Annotated in this window: 16 protein-coding genes; 4 read left to right on the top strand and 12 right to left on the bottom strand. The window is 43.6% G+C overall.

Going from position 1 to position 15,531, the window contains the following annotated elements:
• Window positions 1-109: 109 nt before the first annotated feature.
• A complete protein-coding gene (locus RH45_RS08385) occupies window positions 110-2,266 on the top strand; it encodes a TonB-dependent hemoglobin/transferrin/lactoferrin family receptor (protein ID WP_008076035.1) in 2,157 nt (718 codons plus the stop codon).
• Between the two features lie 419 nt (window positions 2,267-2,685).
• Here the strand turns inward: RH45_RS08385 and RH45_RS08380 are convergent, their stop codons facing one another.
• From RH45_RS08380 to RH45_RS08365, 4 genes are all read right to left on the bottom strand, one after another.
• The gene (locus RH45_RS08380) at window positions 2,686-2,937 is read right to left on the bottom strand and encodes a hypothetical protein (protein ID WP_008076032.1); all 252 of its coding nucleotides are present in this window, start codon (window positions 2,935-2,937) and stop codon (window positions 2,686-2,688) included.
• 2 nt (window positions 2,938-2,939) lie between these two features.
• Window positions 2,940-4,640, bottom strand: coding sequence for an SgrR family transcriptional regulator (locus RH45_RS08375; protein ID WP_008076030.1), 1,701 nt, complete (start codon window positions 4,638-4,640; stop codon window positions 2,940-2,942).
• A gap of 75 nt (window positions 4,641-4,715) precedes the next feature.
• Window positions 4,716-4,949, bottom strand: coding sequence for a DUF3389 domain-containing protein (locus RH45_RS08370; RefSeq protein ID WP_008076028.1), 234 nt, complete (start codon window positions 4,947-4,949; stop codon window positions 4,716-4,718).
• Between the two features lies 1 nt (window position 4,950).
• On the bottom strand, window positions 4,951-5,400 hold the full coding sequence (locus RH45_RS08365; RefSeq protein WP_008076026.1) for a hotdog fold thioesterase: 450 nt from the start codon (window positions 5,398-5,400) through the stop codon (window positions 4,951-4,953).
• 83 nt (window positions 5,401-5,483) lie between these two features.
• Between RH45_RS08365 and RH45_RS08360 the strand changes: the two genes are divergently transcribed.
• Window positions 5,484-6,272 carry a M48 family metallopeptidase gene (locus RH45_RS08360; RefSeq protein ID WP_008076025.1) on the top strand — a complete coding sequence of 263 codons (789 nt, stop codon included), beginning with the start codon at window positions 5,484-5,486 and terminating at the stop codon, window positions 6,270-6,272.
• Window positions 6,273-6,302: 30 nt separating this feature from the next.
• Here RH45_RS08360 and RH45_RS08355 read toward each other — a convergent pair whose 3' ends face one another.
• Entirely contained in the window at window positions 6,303-7,385 is a 1,083-nt protein-coding gene (locus tag RH45_RS08355; RefSeq protein WP_008076024.1) for a site-2 protease family protein, read from the bottom strand.
• Window positions 7,386-7,646: 261 nt separating this feature from the next.
• On the opposite strand from RH45_RS08355, the gene RH45_RS08350 reads away from it, so the two are divergent.
• A complete protein-coding gene (locus RH45_RS08350) occupies window positions 7,647-8,204 on the top strand; it encodes a PhnA domain-containing protein (protein WP_008076023.1) in 558 nt (185 codons plus the stop codon).
• A gap of 49 nt (window positions 8,205-8,253) precedes the next feature.
• Here RH45_RS08350 and RH45_RS08345 read toward each other — a convergent pair whose 3' ends face one another.
• The 3 genes from RH45_RS08345 to RH45_RS08335 all read right to left on the bottom strand — a co-directional run bounded on the left by RH45_RS08345 (window position 8,254) and on the right by RH45_RS08335 (window position 10,468).
• Window positions 8,254-8,565 carry a DUF6614 family protein gene (locus RH45_RS08345; RefSeq protein ID WP_008076022.1) on the bottom strand — a complete coding sequence of 104 codons (312 nt, stop codon included), beginning with the start codon at window positions 8,563-8,565 and terminating at the stop codon, window positions 8,254-8,256.
• Between the two features lies 1 nt (window position 8,566).
• Complete coding sequence (locus RH45_RS08340) at window positions 8,567-9,532, bottom strand: questin oxidase family protein (protein ID WP_008076021.1); 966 nt, start codon at window positions 9,530-9,532, stop codon at window positions 8,567-8,569.
• 168 nt (window positions 9,533-9,700) lie between these two features.
• Entirely contained in the window at window positions 9,701-10,468 is a 768-nt protein-coding gene (locus RH45_RS08335) for a class II glutamine amidotransferase (RefSeq protein ID WP_008076020.1), read from the bottom strand.
• Window positions 10,469-10,615: 147 nt separating this feature from the next.
• Between RH45_RS08335 and RH45_RS08330 the strand changes: the two genes are divergently transcribed.
• Window positions 10,616-11,038 carry a DUF3010 family protein gene (locus RH45_RS08330; protein WP_008076019.1) on the top strand — a complete coding sequence of 141 codons (423 nt, stop codon included), beginning with the start codon at window positions 10,616-10,618 and terminating at the stop codon, window positions 11,036-11,038.
• A gap of 36 nt (window positions 11,039-11,074) precedes the next feature.
• Here the strand turns inward: RH45_RS08330 and RH45_RS08325 are convergent, their stop codons facing one another.
• The 4 genes from RH45_RS08325 to RH45_RS08310 form a co-directional block, all read right to left on the bottom strand.
• The gene (locus RH45_RS08325) at window positions 11,075-11,773 is read right to left on the bottom strand and encodes a DUF1223 domain-containing protein (protein ID WP_008076017.1); all 699 of its coding nucleotides are present in this window, start codon (window positions 11,771-11,773) and stop codon (window positions 11,075-11,077) included.
• Between the two features lie 115 nt (window positions 11,774-11,888).
• Window positions 11,889-12,077, bottom strand: coding sequence for a hypothetical protein (locus RH45_RS08320; protein WP_008076015.1), 189 nt, complete (start codon window positions 12,075-12,077; stop codon window positions 11,889-11,891).
• 286 nt (window positions 12,078-12,363) lie between these two features.
• Window positions 12,364-13,323 carry a TerC/Alx family metal homeostasis membrane protein gene (locus tag RH45_RS08315; protein ID WP_008076013.1) on the bottom strand — a complete coding sequence of 320 codons (960 nt, stop codon included), beginning with the start codon at window positions 13,321-13,323 and terminating at the stop codon, window positions 12,364-12,366.
• A 434-nt stretch (window positions 13,324-13,757) separates the two neighbouring features.
• Window positions 13,758-15,509 (bottom strand): bifunctional metallophosphatase/5'-nucleotidase, encoded by a 1,752-nt coding sequence (locus tag RH45_RS08310; RefSeq protein WP_008076012.1) that lies wholly within the window; start codon window positions 15,507-15,509, stop codon window positions 13,758-13,760.
• Between the last annotated feature and the right edge of the window lie 22 nt (window positions 15,510-15,531).

The following is a 15,531-nucleotide window of genomic DNA, read 5'->3' as shown; positions in this document are numbered from 1 at the left end:
TTCGAATCAATGTTGGTAATGTAAACAATAGTAATTATCATTTAGATCCCATAGAATTCCGTGCGTTTAAAGCGAAACCACAAAAACAAGGATTTAAGGTAATAATAAGATGTATAAGCGATCTTTATTGTCAGCGTCAATTATTGTCGCGCTCACCGCCCCTGTCCATGCAGAAGATTCTTCATATTTTGACGAAGTCGTTGTATCGGCGACACGTACCTCACAGACATTAGAGAGTACATCTGCATCTGTGACCGTGATTACAGATGAAGACATTGAACAGAATCTTACGACTAATATCAATGATGTGTTTGAATATACACCGGGTGTCACGATGAACTCTAGTTCACGCCAAGGTGCACAAACCATCAACATTCGTGGTATGGAAGGTAAGCGAGTTAAGATCCTTGTTGATGGTTCTGCTCAGCCGGGGAATTTTGACGGCGGCCCTTATTCATTTATTAACTCAAGCGGTATCACTGTTGATCCTGACATGCTTAAGAGTGTTGAAATTCTTAAAGGTGCGGCATCAAGTCTACATGGTAGCGACGCCATCGGTGGTGTTGTTGCATTCGAAACTAAAGACCCTGCAGACTTCCTTAAAGACGGCAAAGACATCGGTGGTCAGGCTAAACTCACCTACTCTTCAAAAGATAACTCTTTCAGCGAGCATGTTGCGCTAGCTAATCAATTCGGTGAATTAGAGACTTTAGTTGCCTTTACTAGACGTGATGGCGAAGAGCTGCAAAACTTTGCCAAACGTGCTGATTTAACTGATTACGCGGTAGAGTCACAAGATAGCGCCGTAAACAACCTCCTAGTTAAGCTGCAATACCAAATTGATGATAATCACAGGGTCGAGTTTCTTGCAGAGCTTATTGATGACTCTGTCGACTCGGAAATTGTCCACGGTTCTTACGATTCATACGACTCTGAAGACATTACTAAGCAAAACCGTTTTGCGATTAAACATATTTGGTTTACTGAATCGGCGATAGCAGACTCGATTACAAGTAAAGTTTCGTACCTGCAAAAAGAAGAAAATGGTGTAACTAAGCGATTCAAGCCGGCTGGTCCTGGATTCCCTCCTTATGTCCCGCCAAACAATGATAACCTTCAGACTAAAGACTACGTCTATAAAGAAGACAAGCTTGAGATTGAAACTCAGCTTGATAAAGAGTTGAACAATCACTATCTAGTGTATGGCGCAACTTTTACCACCAGTGATATTAAAAACACCAATAAAGAATACAACTCAGATGCGGCTACACCAGATCAGGTTCTAGTCTATACACCAAAAGCGAAAGAGCAAAAATTTGGCATCTTCTTCCAAGACGAAATGACGTTCTTGGATGGTGATCTAACCGTAACTCCAGGCATTAGATACGATCACTTCTCTACTGATCCTGGCAAGGTCGAATCAGAAGAGCTTAAAAAGTTTTCCGATTCAGCATTTACGGGCCGCTTAGGTGCTAATTATGTCATTACGCAAAACCACTCAGTTTTTGGTCAAGTGAGCCAAGGTTTTCGTGCGCCATCTTTTGATGAACTATTCTACACATACGATAACCCCGCTCATAAATACTACAACGAACCTAACCCTGATCTAAAATCTGAGAAGAGTCTATCTTACGAATTAGGTTATCGTCACACAACGAATGCGACATTTACCGAAGTGTCGGCGTTCTACAGCGATTACGACGACTTTATCGAAAATGTAGTTACTAGGAAAGAAGGTAGCGGCCCAAACACTATCAGCTATTACTCAAACGTTAACTTGAATTCAGCAGTAGTTAAAGGTGTCGAGCTTTCTAACAACGTCCGTTGGGATCGTCTAGTAGGGGCACCTGAAGGCGTTTCATCTAACTTCGTTCTGGCCTACTCCGAAGGTGAAGATGGCAATAACAACCCTTTAAACAGCATTAACCCATGGAATGCTGTAATGGGGCTGAATTACGATGCACCGTCATCAAATTGGGGTACGAGTGTTAAGTTTAACTACACATCCAATAAATCTCGCGGTGATATGAATCTAGATGAGGAAAATGGCGGTAATGAAGATCAAGTTGAGCTGCCAAGCGTGACAGTTGTAGATATCACGGCATACTACAAGCCAATGAAAGACTTAACTCTCCGTGGTGGTGTGTTCAACGTAGCAAACAAAGAGTACTACCGTTGGAACGACATCCGTGGCGAAGAAGAGTTGTTGCCAGAAAATACTCAAGCAGAACGTAATTTTGCTATCTCTGTGAAATATGACTTTTAATTGAACGTCAGAAAGACAAAAGCCAGCTATTTAGCTGGCTTTTTTAGTCTCTGAAGCTTAGAAAACAAAAAAGCCCCCAAAAGGGAGCTTTTACAATTCATTCGACAAAAAGATAAGAAAAAATGTAGCGAATGAAGACTTATTTTGAGCTTGCCATCTCTTTCTTAACCATTACGGCAGATGCGACGATGAAAGCGATGATAAGAGCTAGCTCCATTGTGGACCCCTGTTGAATTGTTGGAAAAACCGAATCGAAACTGCGGATATTCTAACAGCTTTAAAAACAATGATAGCCATTAACGACTTTTTTACGTTTTTTATCGACTGAGATCAAAAATGTCCTTCTAGCGCCCATTTTCAACAACAAACGTTTCAAATCTGTGTAAATGAATTGTTAAGTTTATTATATTGCGAATGGGCTATTTCATGGATACTTTTCCACCGATTATTTTGTAGGCTGGTGTACCACGAACAAGTGTATCGCGAGCAAACTCAATGCCACAGTTTGGGCAAAAGCAAGGTTTAGTCGTGTAATCTTCGACGATTCGTTCCTTAAAACATTTTACCAGTGCGCCCTTGCCTCCCTTTCTGTATTTAAACAGCTGAAATTTACACTTTGCGCAAAAAATGTTTACAGTTTTAGACGGTTGCTTCTTATTCGGTTTGGCCATGTTTAGTTACCATCTATGCTGTCAGGCTTAATCCATACCTGACTGAAATCGAACCAACCCAGTGCATTGCATTTTGCATTTTGTAGCGAGCCACATTGGTCCTTACTTACCCCTAGCCAACAGTGAAACATCGGTATGATTTGCATTCGTTCAACTAGAGACTTTCCAATCTCTTTTGCCGGAAACGCAGCAGATTTATCTGATTGCCAATCTTGTACGACTTTAGTCCAATAATCGAAATCTCGGTCTTGGCTAAACTGAGAAATATCACTGTAATTCAACAACCAACCTGCGAGGGCATCGTCACGATCGTTCGCTATTCCCATTGGCTTCACCCAGATATCAATGTCGTCAATATCAGGTGCATAAACATTGTATTTCACCAGTTCAACTTCTAAGTTGTCTTGTTTAAGCAAAGTTTCAATGCATTGAACTAAGGTTGGGAACATCGGATGTTCAGCATGATAGGCAATAGTGACCTTTCGATAGGCTGGTGGTGATGTATAAGTGCCTTGGCGAGTATGATGGTACCACCCTGGTTTTAATCCGTGGGCGGGTAACACGCCTAATTCAACGACTTTATCTTGGGGTAGCTGTTGGTAAAGATTTAACGCTCCCAAACGTTGGCTGAAATAGTTCGCCCAATCGTCCGATTTTGCGAGACCAGAGCGTCGATTAAGTAGTAAATAGGTGCAACCAGGATCCAGCTCGACCTCATCACTGAACGTTCCAGTTTCTGGTTTGATTGGACTCGTTAGGCTTGGAAAGACCATTGATGAATGAACGTCATCAATAACCCAGACTTCAATACTGTCTAGTAATGGCCTAAAACCAAAATAACCATCAAACGCTTGTAATACCAGCCGTTTTTCATCGTTTTGGGTGACTTTGTATGGACCGGTGCCAATCGGAAATACGTCATAGTCCTCGCCTCTACTACTCTTTGGCAGTAGGATTTTTGCGCACGACTCAGATAAGAGAAGCGGTAGTCGGTAGTCGCAGCGGTTTAATTTGATATCGATAACGTGGCGGCTTGGGGATTCGATGTGTACAAGGTGAGAAAACAACTTTTTGTCTTTCAGCGACCAAAGTGACTCGATAATAATCTCACTCGTCAACAAGTCACCATTGTGGAAACGTACACTTGGGCGTATGTAGAAGCGCCAATGTGTGCTGCTCAACCTTTCCCAACTGTGGGCAAGATCCGGCTGCAGCTCATCGTTTTCATCTAATCGAGTTAAACCACTAAACACCTGTCTCACAATATGCAGCTCGGAGCGACGTATCGGTTTTCTCGGATTGAGCATCGAAAGCTGGCGATAATATGGTAGGCGAACAACTTGTTGCCCTTCTTGATGTTGGACTCCTAAGTAACTTTCAACGACCTGGGCGAGCTTGGCGGTGTCTTGGTCAAGTACCTTAAGCGCTTGACCGATTTTCCCTTCTTCAAGATAGCGTCGTGCTAAGTTTTCGCTTACATCGGCGCGGCTGCGTTTAAAGTTTAATTGCGATAGCTTTCCACGACCGGGAGAAGGATGCCATTCGATCCAGCCCTCCTCTTCCATTTTATTGAGTACTATGCGGGCATTACGTCGGGTACAAAAAAGCACCTCGGTAATTTCTTCTAGCTGTACGCCACAATCTTGGCCTTTGTAATGCTCAAATAAGGTTTCAAATTGAACACGAAGTCGTGGACTGCTCATAAAGGGGAAATCTCACTAAAAAGATGTTAGTGCTAGTTTCCCTATTTGATGGCAAGAATCAAGTATAAATAGTGACTATTGGATGTCTAATCCGGCTTCTTTGCTGATGTCTATAAGCTGTTGCTCTGAATCAAGTTTTAATGACCACTTGGTTTCGCTGCCATTAGCCGCAATAACATTAGCTCCACGGCCAATCAATTGAATCGCGTCAATGTGTGCCTGCAGAGTGACTCTGTGTTCGCCTAATAGCTTGACGACAATTTCATGTGGCGTAACGATGATTTTTCCGCTTTTAAACTCAACGACCACGTTAATCTGCCTTTATTGACTGTTTTGCATTTCGTTTACGTTTAACTGCGATGGTCAAGCGACTGGTACAAACCAATCTTTCGCGCTCGTCAGTTATGTTGATCTGCCAAACTTGAGTCGATACGCCTAAATGGATTGGTGTCGCTCTACCGATAACTTGACCCTCTCGCATAGAGCGGACGTGGTTGGCGTTGATATCTAGCCCTACGCAGTAGCTCTCTTTGTCGACACAAAAGTTGGCCGCAACCGATCCTAATGTCTCAGCCAGTACGACAGATGCCCCGCCGTGTAACATACCCAATGGCTGGTGAGTGAAGTGACATACTGGCATGTTTGCTTCGATGAAGTCGTCACCGAACGCGGTGTAAACTATATTTAGGTGGTCGATTAGGGTGTTTTTTGACGTCGCATTTAAACGCTCTAAATCGATGCTACGTTTCCAGATGGTCATATTCATTTCCGAATTGTTTGGGTAGAGATATTGTAACCTAATGTTATCATTAGCCAAATATTGTGGTTGAAACGGAGAATTCAATGCGAAATGTCCTAAAATTTTCATTACTGTTGTCGGCGATGTCTTTGGCTGCATGCAGCTCATCACCGACAGGGCGAAATCAGTTGCTGCTCTTCTCTGATCAAGATATGAGTTCTCTTGGTGCGCAGTCTTTCGAGCAAATGAAGAAACAGCAGAAAGTCAGTCAGGACAAGCGCACAAACGCTTACGTTCAGTGTGTTGCCAAAAGTGTTACTCAGTATGTCCCTAAGCAAGCAGGATTTAGTGAATGGGAAGTGGTGGTTTTCGAGAGTGACCAAGTTAACGCGTTTGCACTCCCAGGCGGAAAAATTGGTGTTTACACAGGGCTGCTTAAAGTGGCTAAAAATCAAGATCAGCTCGCGACTGTGATTGGTCACGAAATCGCACACGTACTGGCAGATCACAGCAACGAGCGCTTATCTCAATCGCAACTCGCTAATACGGGCTTGCAAATTACCAGCGTCGCTTTAGGGGCGTCAGAATATGCCCAGTACCGTCAAGCTACCATGGCTGCACTAGGGCTCGGCGTTCAATATGGCGTGTTACTTCCTTATGGCCGAACTCAAGAGTCTGAAGCCGACATGGTAGGCTTAGAGCTTATGGCGAAAGCCGGGTTTAACCCAAATGAAAGTATTAGTTTGTGGAAAAATATGGCAGCGGCTTCCGGTGGCAGTCAGCCGCCAGAGCTACTGTCTACTCACCCCTCGCACCGTACCCGTATCCAAGATCTTAATGGCAAGATACGTACCTTACCTACTAGTGGCGCTGCGAAGCCAAATTGTTCATAAAAAAGAAGGGAGCGAATTGCTCCCTTCTTTTTAGGTTCCGAGTATCAGTAACGGTAACTGCAGCAGTTGATCGCCCGTTCCTGCGAAGTACCAAATGATACTGATAAGCCCTGCGACGAGGGCGAAATACCAAATGGCAGAAATGATTTGTCCATATCGATCCAATGGTAACAAGTGGCTGTGATGGCGAGTACGCCACTCAATAACTATTTCTAACGTACCAGCGATGAGCAGAAAGCCAAACAAAGTCAGACCTAATGAGTAACTTAGTACCACCCCACCAATTGCCGCGGCTGTGCACAGGCCAATCCCAGCAATACTATTCATAGAGAAACTAATGCTTTTAAGCACGTGACCGCCATCGAGAGGCAAGATTGGTAATAGATTGAACAGGTTGAGGAAGGCATTAAACACCGCGAGACCGGCGAAAAACATTTCGCCCGTTAGCCAATACACCACCATAAGGAGCAGTGACAAGATAAATCCAAACATTGGACCCATGATTGAAATCACCACATCTTGCCATCGAGTATTGATTTTCTCATCACTCAGCGCGAGACCACCAAGAAACGGCACTAAGTAGATACCTTTGGTTTTCATGCCGAAGTACTTCATCGCCCTAACATGCCCATATTCATGAAACACCAAGCAAGCAATGAGAGACAAGGCGAACTGAAACGAAAAGAGCCAGGAGTATGCCGCCAAACTTGCAGAAGCGAGGACAACTTTGATCACTTTAGCACTCTTGAGTGCTTTCATCCCCAACGATACCAAACCAATTAAGCTAAATCGTTTTTCTGCTTTTGGCGGCGTATGTGGTGTTTGCCGTTCAATGTCTTTGGTGTCACGCTGACCTTCTGCCAGCGTTTGGCCATTTAAAGTCGCGGTGTAATTTAAGGCAAATGGTTGCCAGCAGAGTTCAACGTTGAGCTGACAATCGAGTTCATTCTCACCCTGAAGTAAAGTGAACTGATGGACGCTTTCTTGTCCGCGCTCTGAATCTGCGTTTATCTGAGAGACAACTTGATTGTCCCAAAAAAGTTGTTGCCATCCAGCCATTGAACCTTCTAGGCGTAACGGCTTACCAAGAAAGTCGATAGAGAGTAATTCCAATGTGTAACCTATTAAATCGGTATATTAACTTTTGTGATTATGCCAATTGTGTCTAACAAGGTAAATAAATCGTTATTATGTGACATTGTCACGATGTATAGGTTATTGAAATATAGGACTATGTGGTTGGCTTTATAACAAAGGTAAGACTTTTGTCAGTTTTCGAAACTAAAACCTTTGCTTTACCGGATGCCCCTTTCTTTTCCGTGGATAAAGTGCATAATACCCGCCGTTATTAACACCTAACTATGTGAGTCTACTATGTCTTCTGAAGCTACAATGCTAGAACGTTGCCAATCTAAATGTGAACTATGTGCGAGTGATGCGCCTCTTACCGCTTACGCAGTGCCACCTCACAGCCACGTGACAGTTGATTACGGCATCATGGTATGTGACAAGTGTCTAGGTGAAATCGACGAACCAAAAGACATCAACCACTGGCGTTGTCTTAATGACAGCATGTGGAGCCAAGTCGCTGGCGTACAAGTTACTGCTTGGCGTCAACTTACTCGTCTAAATACAGAAAGCTGGGCTCAAGATGCTCTAGACATGATGTACATGGAAGAAGAAACCATGAACTGGGCGATGACTGGCATGTCTGCTGACGACAAACCATTCGATTGCAACGGCGTTGAACTTAAAAAAGGTGACGACGTAACGGTGATTAAAGACCTTCCAGTGAAAGGCACTAACCAAGTTATCAAGCAAGGTACGGTTATCCGTGGCATCAGCATTGGCGACGATCCTAAGCTTGTGTCTGGTAAAGCAAACGGCGGTCAATCTATGTACGTTATCGCGGAATACTGCCGTAAGAAGTAATCCCGTATCGAACAAAAAAGGCGCTTTACAGCGCCTTTTTTGTCTCTGCTCATAGGGCTTGACTGAAACTCACCTTAAACTCCGACACCGATTTCATTAGTACATTGTGCGGATAGGTATTGAGTAATTGCGCCCTCACCTGCTTAAAAGACTGCTCCATGTCGTTTTGGTCCTTAAAGAATACGGCCAAATGGTAGTCAGGAATTTCTGAGAAATTTGCTTTATCAACTAGCTTCTGCAAGCTCGCGCTGGAGATTAGCTTTCGATTTTTTAACTCTTTGATGTACTCTGTCGTCATCAGTTCTATTTCTTCGCGAGTGATGTTCTCATTTGCTGAAAAGTATACATTGTAGATATTCATGCTAGCTTTCCTCACTCAGCAACTGACCAATGATGTCTAAGTGTACCGCTAATCCATAGTGCTGGTACTCATCTAAACAGCTCCATACCAACTTAATGACATGGCTATCTTTACTCTCCAACACAGATGCTAAATCCGTTGGGGCTGTAGCCACCTGTTGTGAGGTTTTGCTTAAGTCAAGTTTGAGGTTAGATACTGACAGTACGGCCACCAGCACACTGCTCCAATAGTGCCGTAACGCTCTCGTTTGCTGGTTCACGTAAGGTAAAACATACCTTAGTGCATGACAGCTTGTGACGGCATGCAAAACCGTGAAGTCGTTAGTTTGCAAATACAACTGCGCGACGCTCTCACTTAGCGTTTTTAAATCTAGTGTCTTAGGTGTTAGATTAATCGACGAAAAATTCTTCTCTGTGCAAACGGATTTCATCCTACCCGAGATCAAACGCCCCTCTATGTCTTTATCGGCCATACTCGTCAATGCAAGATCGACGATCTGCTTCAGGTTAAGATCTGAAGGTTGTGGTGTTTCGACCGGGAAATAGTGGGAGGCCAGAAAAGCAAGGCCAAACGCGACTTCTTTACTATTGTTTGATTGTATTCCGTAACTGAGGCGAATTAACGCGTGAAATGCCGCTGCGCCACAACCTAGAATAAGCGGGTCGATATGGTTGGTAAGCGTTTGTTGAACACCGACGTTGTGAATGCAAGTTTCGAAATAGTTTAGGTAGTCATTAAAGCGTTGTGTTTCGCCTAAATGATCACGCCAGTCAAACTCTGCTGTAGGTGTTAGGTTTGAAAGTGGCACTAAGTGACTGGCGTAGTGAGAAAAATAGTCGTCTAACTGGTTTTCATCAGCACCGAGTTTATCGAGCGCAATTAACGCCATAGGTAAGTGGTTTGTGTTGCCAAAGCTTGCAGTATCAATATCGTATTGCTGCGCGCGTTCGAGTAGTTCTTCTAACATGATGTTTTTCCTTGTTTATATCTCCGTGAACTGGAGATAAGGCTAAAACCTCAAGTTAGATTGAGGTCAATTATTGAAAGATAGATTTTATGCATTCGATCACACTTCATTGACATCTTGGTGTACTTAAAACGCAAAGCTACTGTATTTAAACTGCCATGCGCACCGTTAAGTATTTGTTAGGGAATAGTGTTTTAAGCCCTCACAACCGATATGAGTTATGGATTGGGGTGAAATTCTCTTCCAACCAGTACAACCATTTAGTGGTTCTGATGCTACAACAACATTCGATCCTTTGCTGTTTATGAAGATCGTTGGTGGTTCGTTGTCTGAACTGTATCTGACTACCCAAAAGCTTTCGCCATCAGATACACAGATCGACGCCTTAAAAGGCTCCTCTGCCTGTTTGGATTTCAAAACAGACGTAATCTTGTCCAGCGTCTTTTCTAACGCACGAACAGGATCTTGCTTTAAGCCGTAAAGTAGAGAGAGTAGAAAAATGAGTTCACTGTCCGTCGTTCCCCTACGTTGTAGGTACAAGTCTTCAGGTAACTCTCGCTCTAACTCAAATTTAACCTTGTCAAACTCGCCGATTTGTCCATTATGGAGAAACATCCAGTTCTCGATAATGAATGGATGGCAATTGGATCGCGAAACTTGTGTACCTGTTGATGAACGAACGTGAGCCATGAATCGGTGGGAACGGATATGGTGCGCAAGTGATCGTAGATTTTCATCCCCCCATGCGGGCAAAACTTCATGGAATTGGCCTGGTGTATCGCGCTCGGTATACCAACCTAAGCCAAACCCATCGGCATTGACGCGTGTTACCGCTTTGCGAGCTTCTAGGCTTTGATGAATTAACGAATGTTCTGGCTCATAAACCAGTTCATCTATATAAATCGGTTCTCCTTGATACGCTAACCAGCGGCACATATCGTTACTCCATTAACATAGTTTTAAGTTACTAATAGAACACTCTTTAGGCAAAGTAACAAGATTCAAAGGATAATTTGCACTTATAAACAGCTTACGAGGCCAAGCCTGTTATACTAACGCGATGTTAAATGATAGAGATCCACTATGAAAGTTTGTGGTGTTGAGCTTAAAGGCAACGATGCGGTCGTTTGCCTACTGACAAGTGAATCCGGTGTGGTGCATTTACCAGACTGTCGGGTTGGAAAAATCAGTATTTCTGATGCAAATGATGCGAATCAAGTCCGTCAATTTCAGTTCGAGTTTAAGAAACTCATGCAAGACTACAAGGTCGAGCGAGTCGTCATTCGTCAGCGTCAAACTAAAGGTAAATTTGCTGGTGGCGCGGTTGGTTTCAAGCTAGAAGCAGCCATCCAGTTAATCGAAGATTTTGACGCGGAGCTGCTCTCTCCAAACGCGATTAAGGCCGGTTTGAAAAAGAACCCGTTAACAATCGAGTTTAAGGAGACTGGGCTTAAACAGTATCAAGAAAATGCATTTGTTACCGCTTACGCAGCCGCGATGAGCTGAGCCAAAACAGCGGCCAAACAATGGCCGCTGTTTCATTTATTCAATGTTCCCCGCCACGGTTTGAATACGTTCGAATTCTCCAGGTTTTGTCACCCACGCAACAACAGCATCAATTTCTTCTAACGGTAGATTCAAATTAAATTGCCAAGTACCGTCGCTGGCTCTGCCCTGCATTCTCTCGCGAGCTATAAAGTCGTGCTCAAGTGAACGGCCTCGATTTTCTCCGCGCTTGATTTGTGAATATCGGTTATTGGAAAGAAATACGATCGTCGCATCAAAATTTCCTTGTTGCTCAAAAGTCAGTTTAAATTGATTGCCTTTTCGTACTAATTGCAGTTGTTTGGCTGGGCGCTTCTCCATATCTGGTAGATCTCGCTTAACCCAGTTAAAGAAACCTCGCCATTCTTTTCCATCTACGACAAAACCCGGGGTGTACACACTTCCTACCAGATCATAGGCGTAGTAAAGGCGCTGAAGCTGACTGTACTCTGGCTTGGCATACTTGTCCTTCCAACCTAAGTGATCCCAATAATCGACATGATAAGAGACGGGAATTATCTCTTTCCACAACGTGTCGTTGTGTTCAAATTTTGAAAGGTAGCGATCGGCAGGCGGACAACTGGAACAGCCTTCGGACGTAAACAACTCAACAACCTGCGCTGGTTGTCCTTCATGTGTCCATATTTGCCCAGCCGATAAGCTGGAAACGACTGAGACTGCCAAAAGTGAGTTCATAGTAAGCTCCAAATTCATTGATACTTATATGACCGTTAGGAGTGAGTTTACATTTCACAGGCAAAAAAAAGCGCCAGCATGATTGCCAGCGCTTTTTAAGATTTAATCTACTAGATTAACGGTAAATACCGATATCCTTTTGCATGTGACCTGATAAATCATTCGCGTAGTAAGCGCGTGGTGAATTATCGGTGAAAAGAATATCTAATAGGTGTGCAATCAATCCTTTGAAAGAAACCGCGTAGGTTTTTTTATCCATAGAGATAGGAGCGTTAATAGTGCCGATCTGCATTGCTTGTGCCATGATTGCCTCTCTATAAATCGTTTAATTCGTTTCGATGGAGCAATAATAAGCAATAATTTTAGGCTCAAAAAATGAAAATCTTTCGACTTTCGGATTATATTTTCTAATGGAACAATTTGATAACACAGCACTTTTCTGTTTATTCACAAAGATGGCTTCTTTTTGATTAGATATGCGATACTTGTGCATATATTTATTTCGCCAACAAAAATACCCGTAGGTAGATCACAAATATTTTACAAACATTTGTTCAAACATACGGGCATTGATAGGTAAGTTAATTACTTTATTTACTAGCGGTTATCACTGTTTGGTCCGCTTCCCTACGCTTTTTGATGATCGACGCTATAACAGCGACTGTCATGGTAATCAGCAGCACGAGTAAGGAGACTGGCGTTGGTATCTCCCACTCCGAACCCACCAGCATCATTTTTATACCAATGAAAACCATGATGAATGATAACGCTGGTTTGAGATAGATAAACTTATCCATCATCCCCTGTAATACAAAGTACAAAGAACGTAAGCCAAGCAGTGCAAACACGTTTGCTGCCAACACTAGAAATGGCTCTCTAGTGACTGCGAAAATTGCAGGAATCGAATCTAGCGCAAACATCACGTCCATAAACGCAATGACGCCAATTACGATCGCCATCGGTGTAAGAACGCGCTTACCGTGTTCAACCACACTCAGTGCATTGCCACGAAAATCATCCGTGACATGGGCAAACTTACGTAGCAGTTTTTCAGGGAGTGGATTGATCTCATCTTCGCCTTTATCTCGTGCTAGCTGAATGCCCGTCCAAATCAGGAACAGCGCGAACACATAAAGCAACCAATGGTATTGAGCGAGCAATTGTGCGCCAACCGCAATCATAATCGCGCGGAGAAACAGTGCACCAATTACCCCCCACAATAAAGCACGCGGCCGCAGGTGCTCTGGCACCATGTATTGATGGAAGATTATCGCGAAAACAAACAAGTTATCGACACTTAGCGATTTCTCTAGCAAATAGCCGGTAAGGAATGAAACCGTGGCTTTTTCAGCGTTATAGTCACTGCCTGGCGCGTAAAAGTCCCAGAAGAGGTAAATGCTGCCTGCAAATAGGAAAGCCAGCAAAAACCAAAATACGCTCCATACAGCGGCTTTCTTGATGGTGACTTTACCACCACGAGTTTGCCAGATATCAAGCGCAACCATAGTTAGCGTTAACACGCCAAAGCCAAGATAAGTAGAAGGGGTCATGTTTCCTCCAGAGGCGGAGGGATCGAGAATGTAAAAGTGACGATCCAACCGCAAACAAACCAACCCATACCTTTGAAATAAGGTACGGCACATTTGATTACGTTGGTCTCGTCGAAATGCAGCGTTGTGCTTGCACTTATACTTACCGGATAGACATGAGGTCTAACGAGATGACGATAAGTAAACCAGAGGCGACTACTCCCCAAACAGCGCGGATTGTATTCCTGTCGTCATTTCTCGTCTAGCAAAAAAATCAAAAAAGGAGCAAATAATTGCCCCTTTTTATTAATTACGCTTAATTAGGTTAAACGCCAGTCATAGGAATAAAGTATACCAGTGCCGACCAAACGCCTACCCAACTTATAACGACGGCCACATCAATCCAATCTTTCCACATAACTCCCCCGAGTTACCGTATAAATACCAGGAATAGATTAGCAACCTTTATGCCAGCCAATTGAGGGCTTGGGGAGTGGTGTTCGATTGATGACATCAGGTTTATCTTTGAGCAGTGTAATGAAACAGTCAGCCATCGATTGAGTCGTCACGATGCCCTCACCTTTCATGTTAGACATCGCCTCATAACCTTCTTTGCCTTTCATCGTGTAAGCAGAAGATGAACCCGTATATATCTTTTCATTATCAACAGGTTGCCAGCCTTGCTCATCGTTATAGATCATCAGGTTTTTGATGCGTTGGCCCGCAGGTGAATCATACGAATAGTCGAAGCTGAGGTTGTAAGTGTATGGATAGGAGCCATCACCTGTCCCTTCAACACCATTGTTCAAAGCGTTATTGATCGCACCTTCAAGAGCTGCGGCAATGTCGTTGCCGCTTAATTGGTAAACACCTATAGGTACGGCAAAAGGAAGCAGCCTTCCGGCAATATCGGCAACGGAAATGTCACCGGCATTGATTGAAGTTCTTACTCCACCTGCATTGTGAATGGCAAACTCAACTTGGTGGCCGATTTGATTCATGCAATAAGCGAACGATTCCGCCACCAATGGCGCAAGCATGCTGGGGCCCTGTTCATCAGGTACGCGAACATGTCGGAGTGTTTGGTTTGCGGTTGCAATAAAGTGACGTTGTAGCGTTCTAACTTGGTTCGTATAGCGCTCAAGCAAAATCTGCTGCACCTGTTTATCTTTCTTACACACGTAGACATTTGGATGAGAATCAATAAAGTGACGAGCTTTAGCATAAAAGTCATCATTTCGAGCTTCTGTCATGCTGGCATCGATAAATAGCCTGCGTCCGAGCAGAAGTTCATTCTTTCCTTCGAAAGCGACAATTTTACCATCGGCTGAAAACTCTATGTCACAGTGTCCCATGCTTAGCGCATGGTACCCTGCTTGTACAACTCGAGTGCCATTGATTTCCAATCCATATGGGTCATCCTCTTTAAGGCCTAGGCTAGAAAAATCGCCTTGTAGACGATGACTGTGTCCACCTACAATCACACTTATGCCATCGACTTTTTCAGCCATTTCTAGATCCGCTTCGTAGCCCATATGGCTCAGAAGAATTATTTTGTTTATTCCCGCAGAATGAATCTCAGCAACGGTGTTCACCGCTGTAGTGACGGAATTAATAAATGGTGTGTCTGGATCTGGATTCGATATGTCAGCCATTTTATCCAGAGCAAGCGAGAAAATCGCGATTGGTTCGCCTTGCGCCTCTTTGACTATCCATTGGGCGGCCTGCTTGCTAGGGTCATAACTGATCACTTTGTCGCTTTCACTTAGCCTAAGTTTTTTATCAGCGTCTTCGTTAGACAGGTCCCAGTTACCTGCTAGTAATGGGAATTCTATCTGCTGAGCAAACTGAGCAACTGGCTCGTTACCCATATCTAACTCATGATTGCCCAGTGCCATTGCATCAATGTTGAGTGTATTTAACATGGTTGAGTTCGCTTCTCCCTTAAACAAAGAGAAGTACAACGTCCCTTGAAAACAATCACCTGCATGCAAGAAGATAAAGCTCTGATCGTTGTCGTTGGCAATCTGAGCAAGTTGATTTTTGCGGGTAGCAATCCGCGCGAATCCGCCAGCGCTAACATACGGCTGAATAGGTTGTTGTTCGACATCGATTGATAACTGCAAAGATGTCGGTTCGAAATAGGAGTGGGTATCGTTAATGTGTGCCAGTTTAATCTTCGCTGGCTTGTTGTTTTTATTCATCATGTTTCATTCTCTCTTTTACCCC

Source organism: Vibrio sinaloensis DSM 21326 (assembly GCF_000189275.1).
GTDB lineage: Bacteria > Pseudomonadota > Gammaproteobacteria > Enterobacterales > Vibrionaceae > Vibrio > Vibrio sinaloensis.
The sequence above is the reverse complement of the archived record's forward strand: the minus strand, read 5'-3'. Positions and strand labels throughout refer to the sequence as shown.

Bases quoted from the DNA above. Each gene is read 5' to 3' on its own strand.
- RH45_RS08350 (WP_008076023.1), top strand. From the start codon at position 7,647: ATGTCTTCTGAAGCTACAATGCTAGAACGTTGCCAATCTAAATGTGAA.
- RH45_RS08380 (WP_008076032.1), bottom strand. From the start codon at position 2,937: ATGGCCAAACCGAATAAGAAGCAACCGTCTAAAACTGTAAACATTTTT.
- RH45_RS08365 (WP_008076026.1), bottom strand. From the start codon at position 5,400: ATGACCATCTGGAAACGTAGCATCGATTTAGAGCGTTTAAATGCGACG.
- RH45_RS08375 (WP_008076030.1), bottom strand. From the start codon at position 4,640: ATGAGCAGTCCACGACTTCGTGTTCAATTTGAAACCTTATTTGAGCAT.
- RH45_RS08330 (WP_008076019.1), top strand. From the start codon at position 10,616: ATGAAAGTTTGTGGTGTTGAGCTTAAAGGCAACGATGCGGTCGTTTGC.
- RH45_RS08315 (WP_008076013.1), bottom strand. From the start codon at position 13,323: ATGACCCCTTCTACTTATCTTGGCTTTGGCGTGTTAACGCTAACTATG.
- RH45_RS08325 (WP_008076017.1), bottom strand. From the start codon at position 11,773: ATGAACTCACTTTTGGCAGTCTCAGTCGTTTCCAGCTTATCGGCTGGG.
- RH45_RS08310 (WP_008076012.1), bottom strand. From the start codon at position 15,509: ATGATGAATAAAAACAACAAGCCAGCGAAGATTAAACTGGCACACATT.
- RH45_RS08360 (WP_008076025.1), top strand. From the start codon at position 5,484: ATGCGAAATGTCCTAAAATTTTCATTACTGTTGTCGGCGATGTCTTTG.
- RH45_RS08320 (WP_008076015.1), bottom strand. From the start codon at position 12,077: ATGGCACAAGCAATGCAGATCGGCACTATTAACGCTCCTATCTCTATG.
- RH45_RS08345 (WP_008076022.1), bottom strand. From the start codon at position 8,565: ATGAATATCTACAATGTATACTTTTCAGCAAATGAGAACATCACTCGC.
- RH45_RS08385 (WP_008076035.1), top strand. From the start codon at position 110: ATGTATAAGCGATCTTTATTGTCAGCGTCAATTATTGTCGCGCTCACC.
- RH45_RS08335 (WP_008076020.1), bottom strand. From the start codon at position 10,468: ATGTGCCGCTGGTTAGCGTATCAAGGAGAACCGATTTATATAGATGAA.
- RH45_RS08340 (WP_008076021.1), bottom strand. From the start codon at position 9,532: ATGTTAGAAGAACTACTCGAACGCGCGCAGCAATACGATATTGATACT.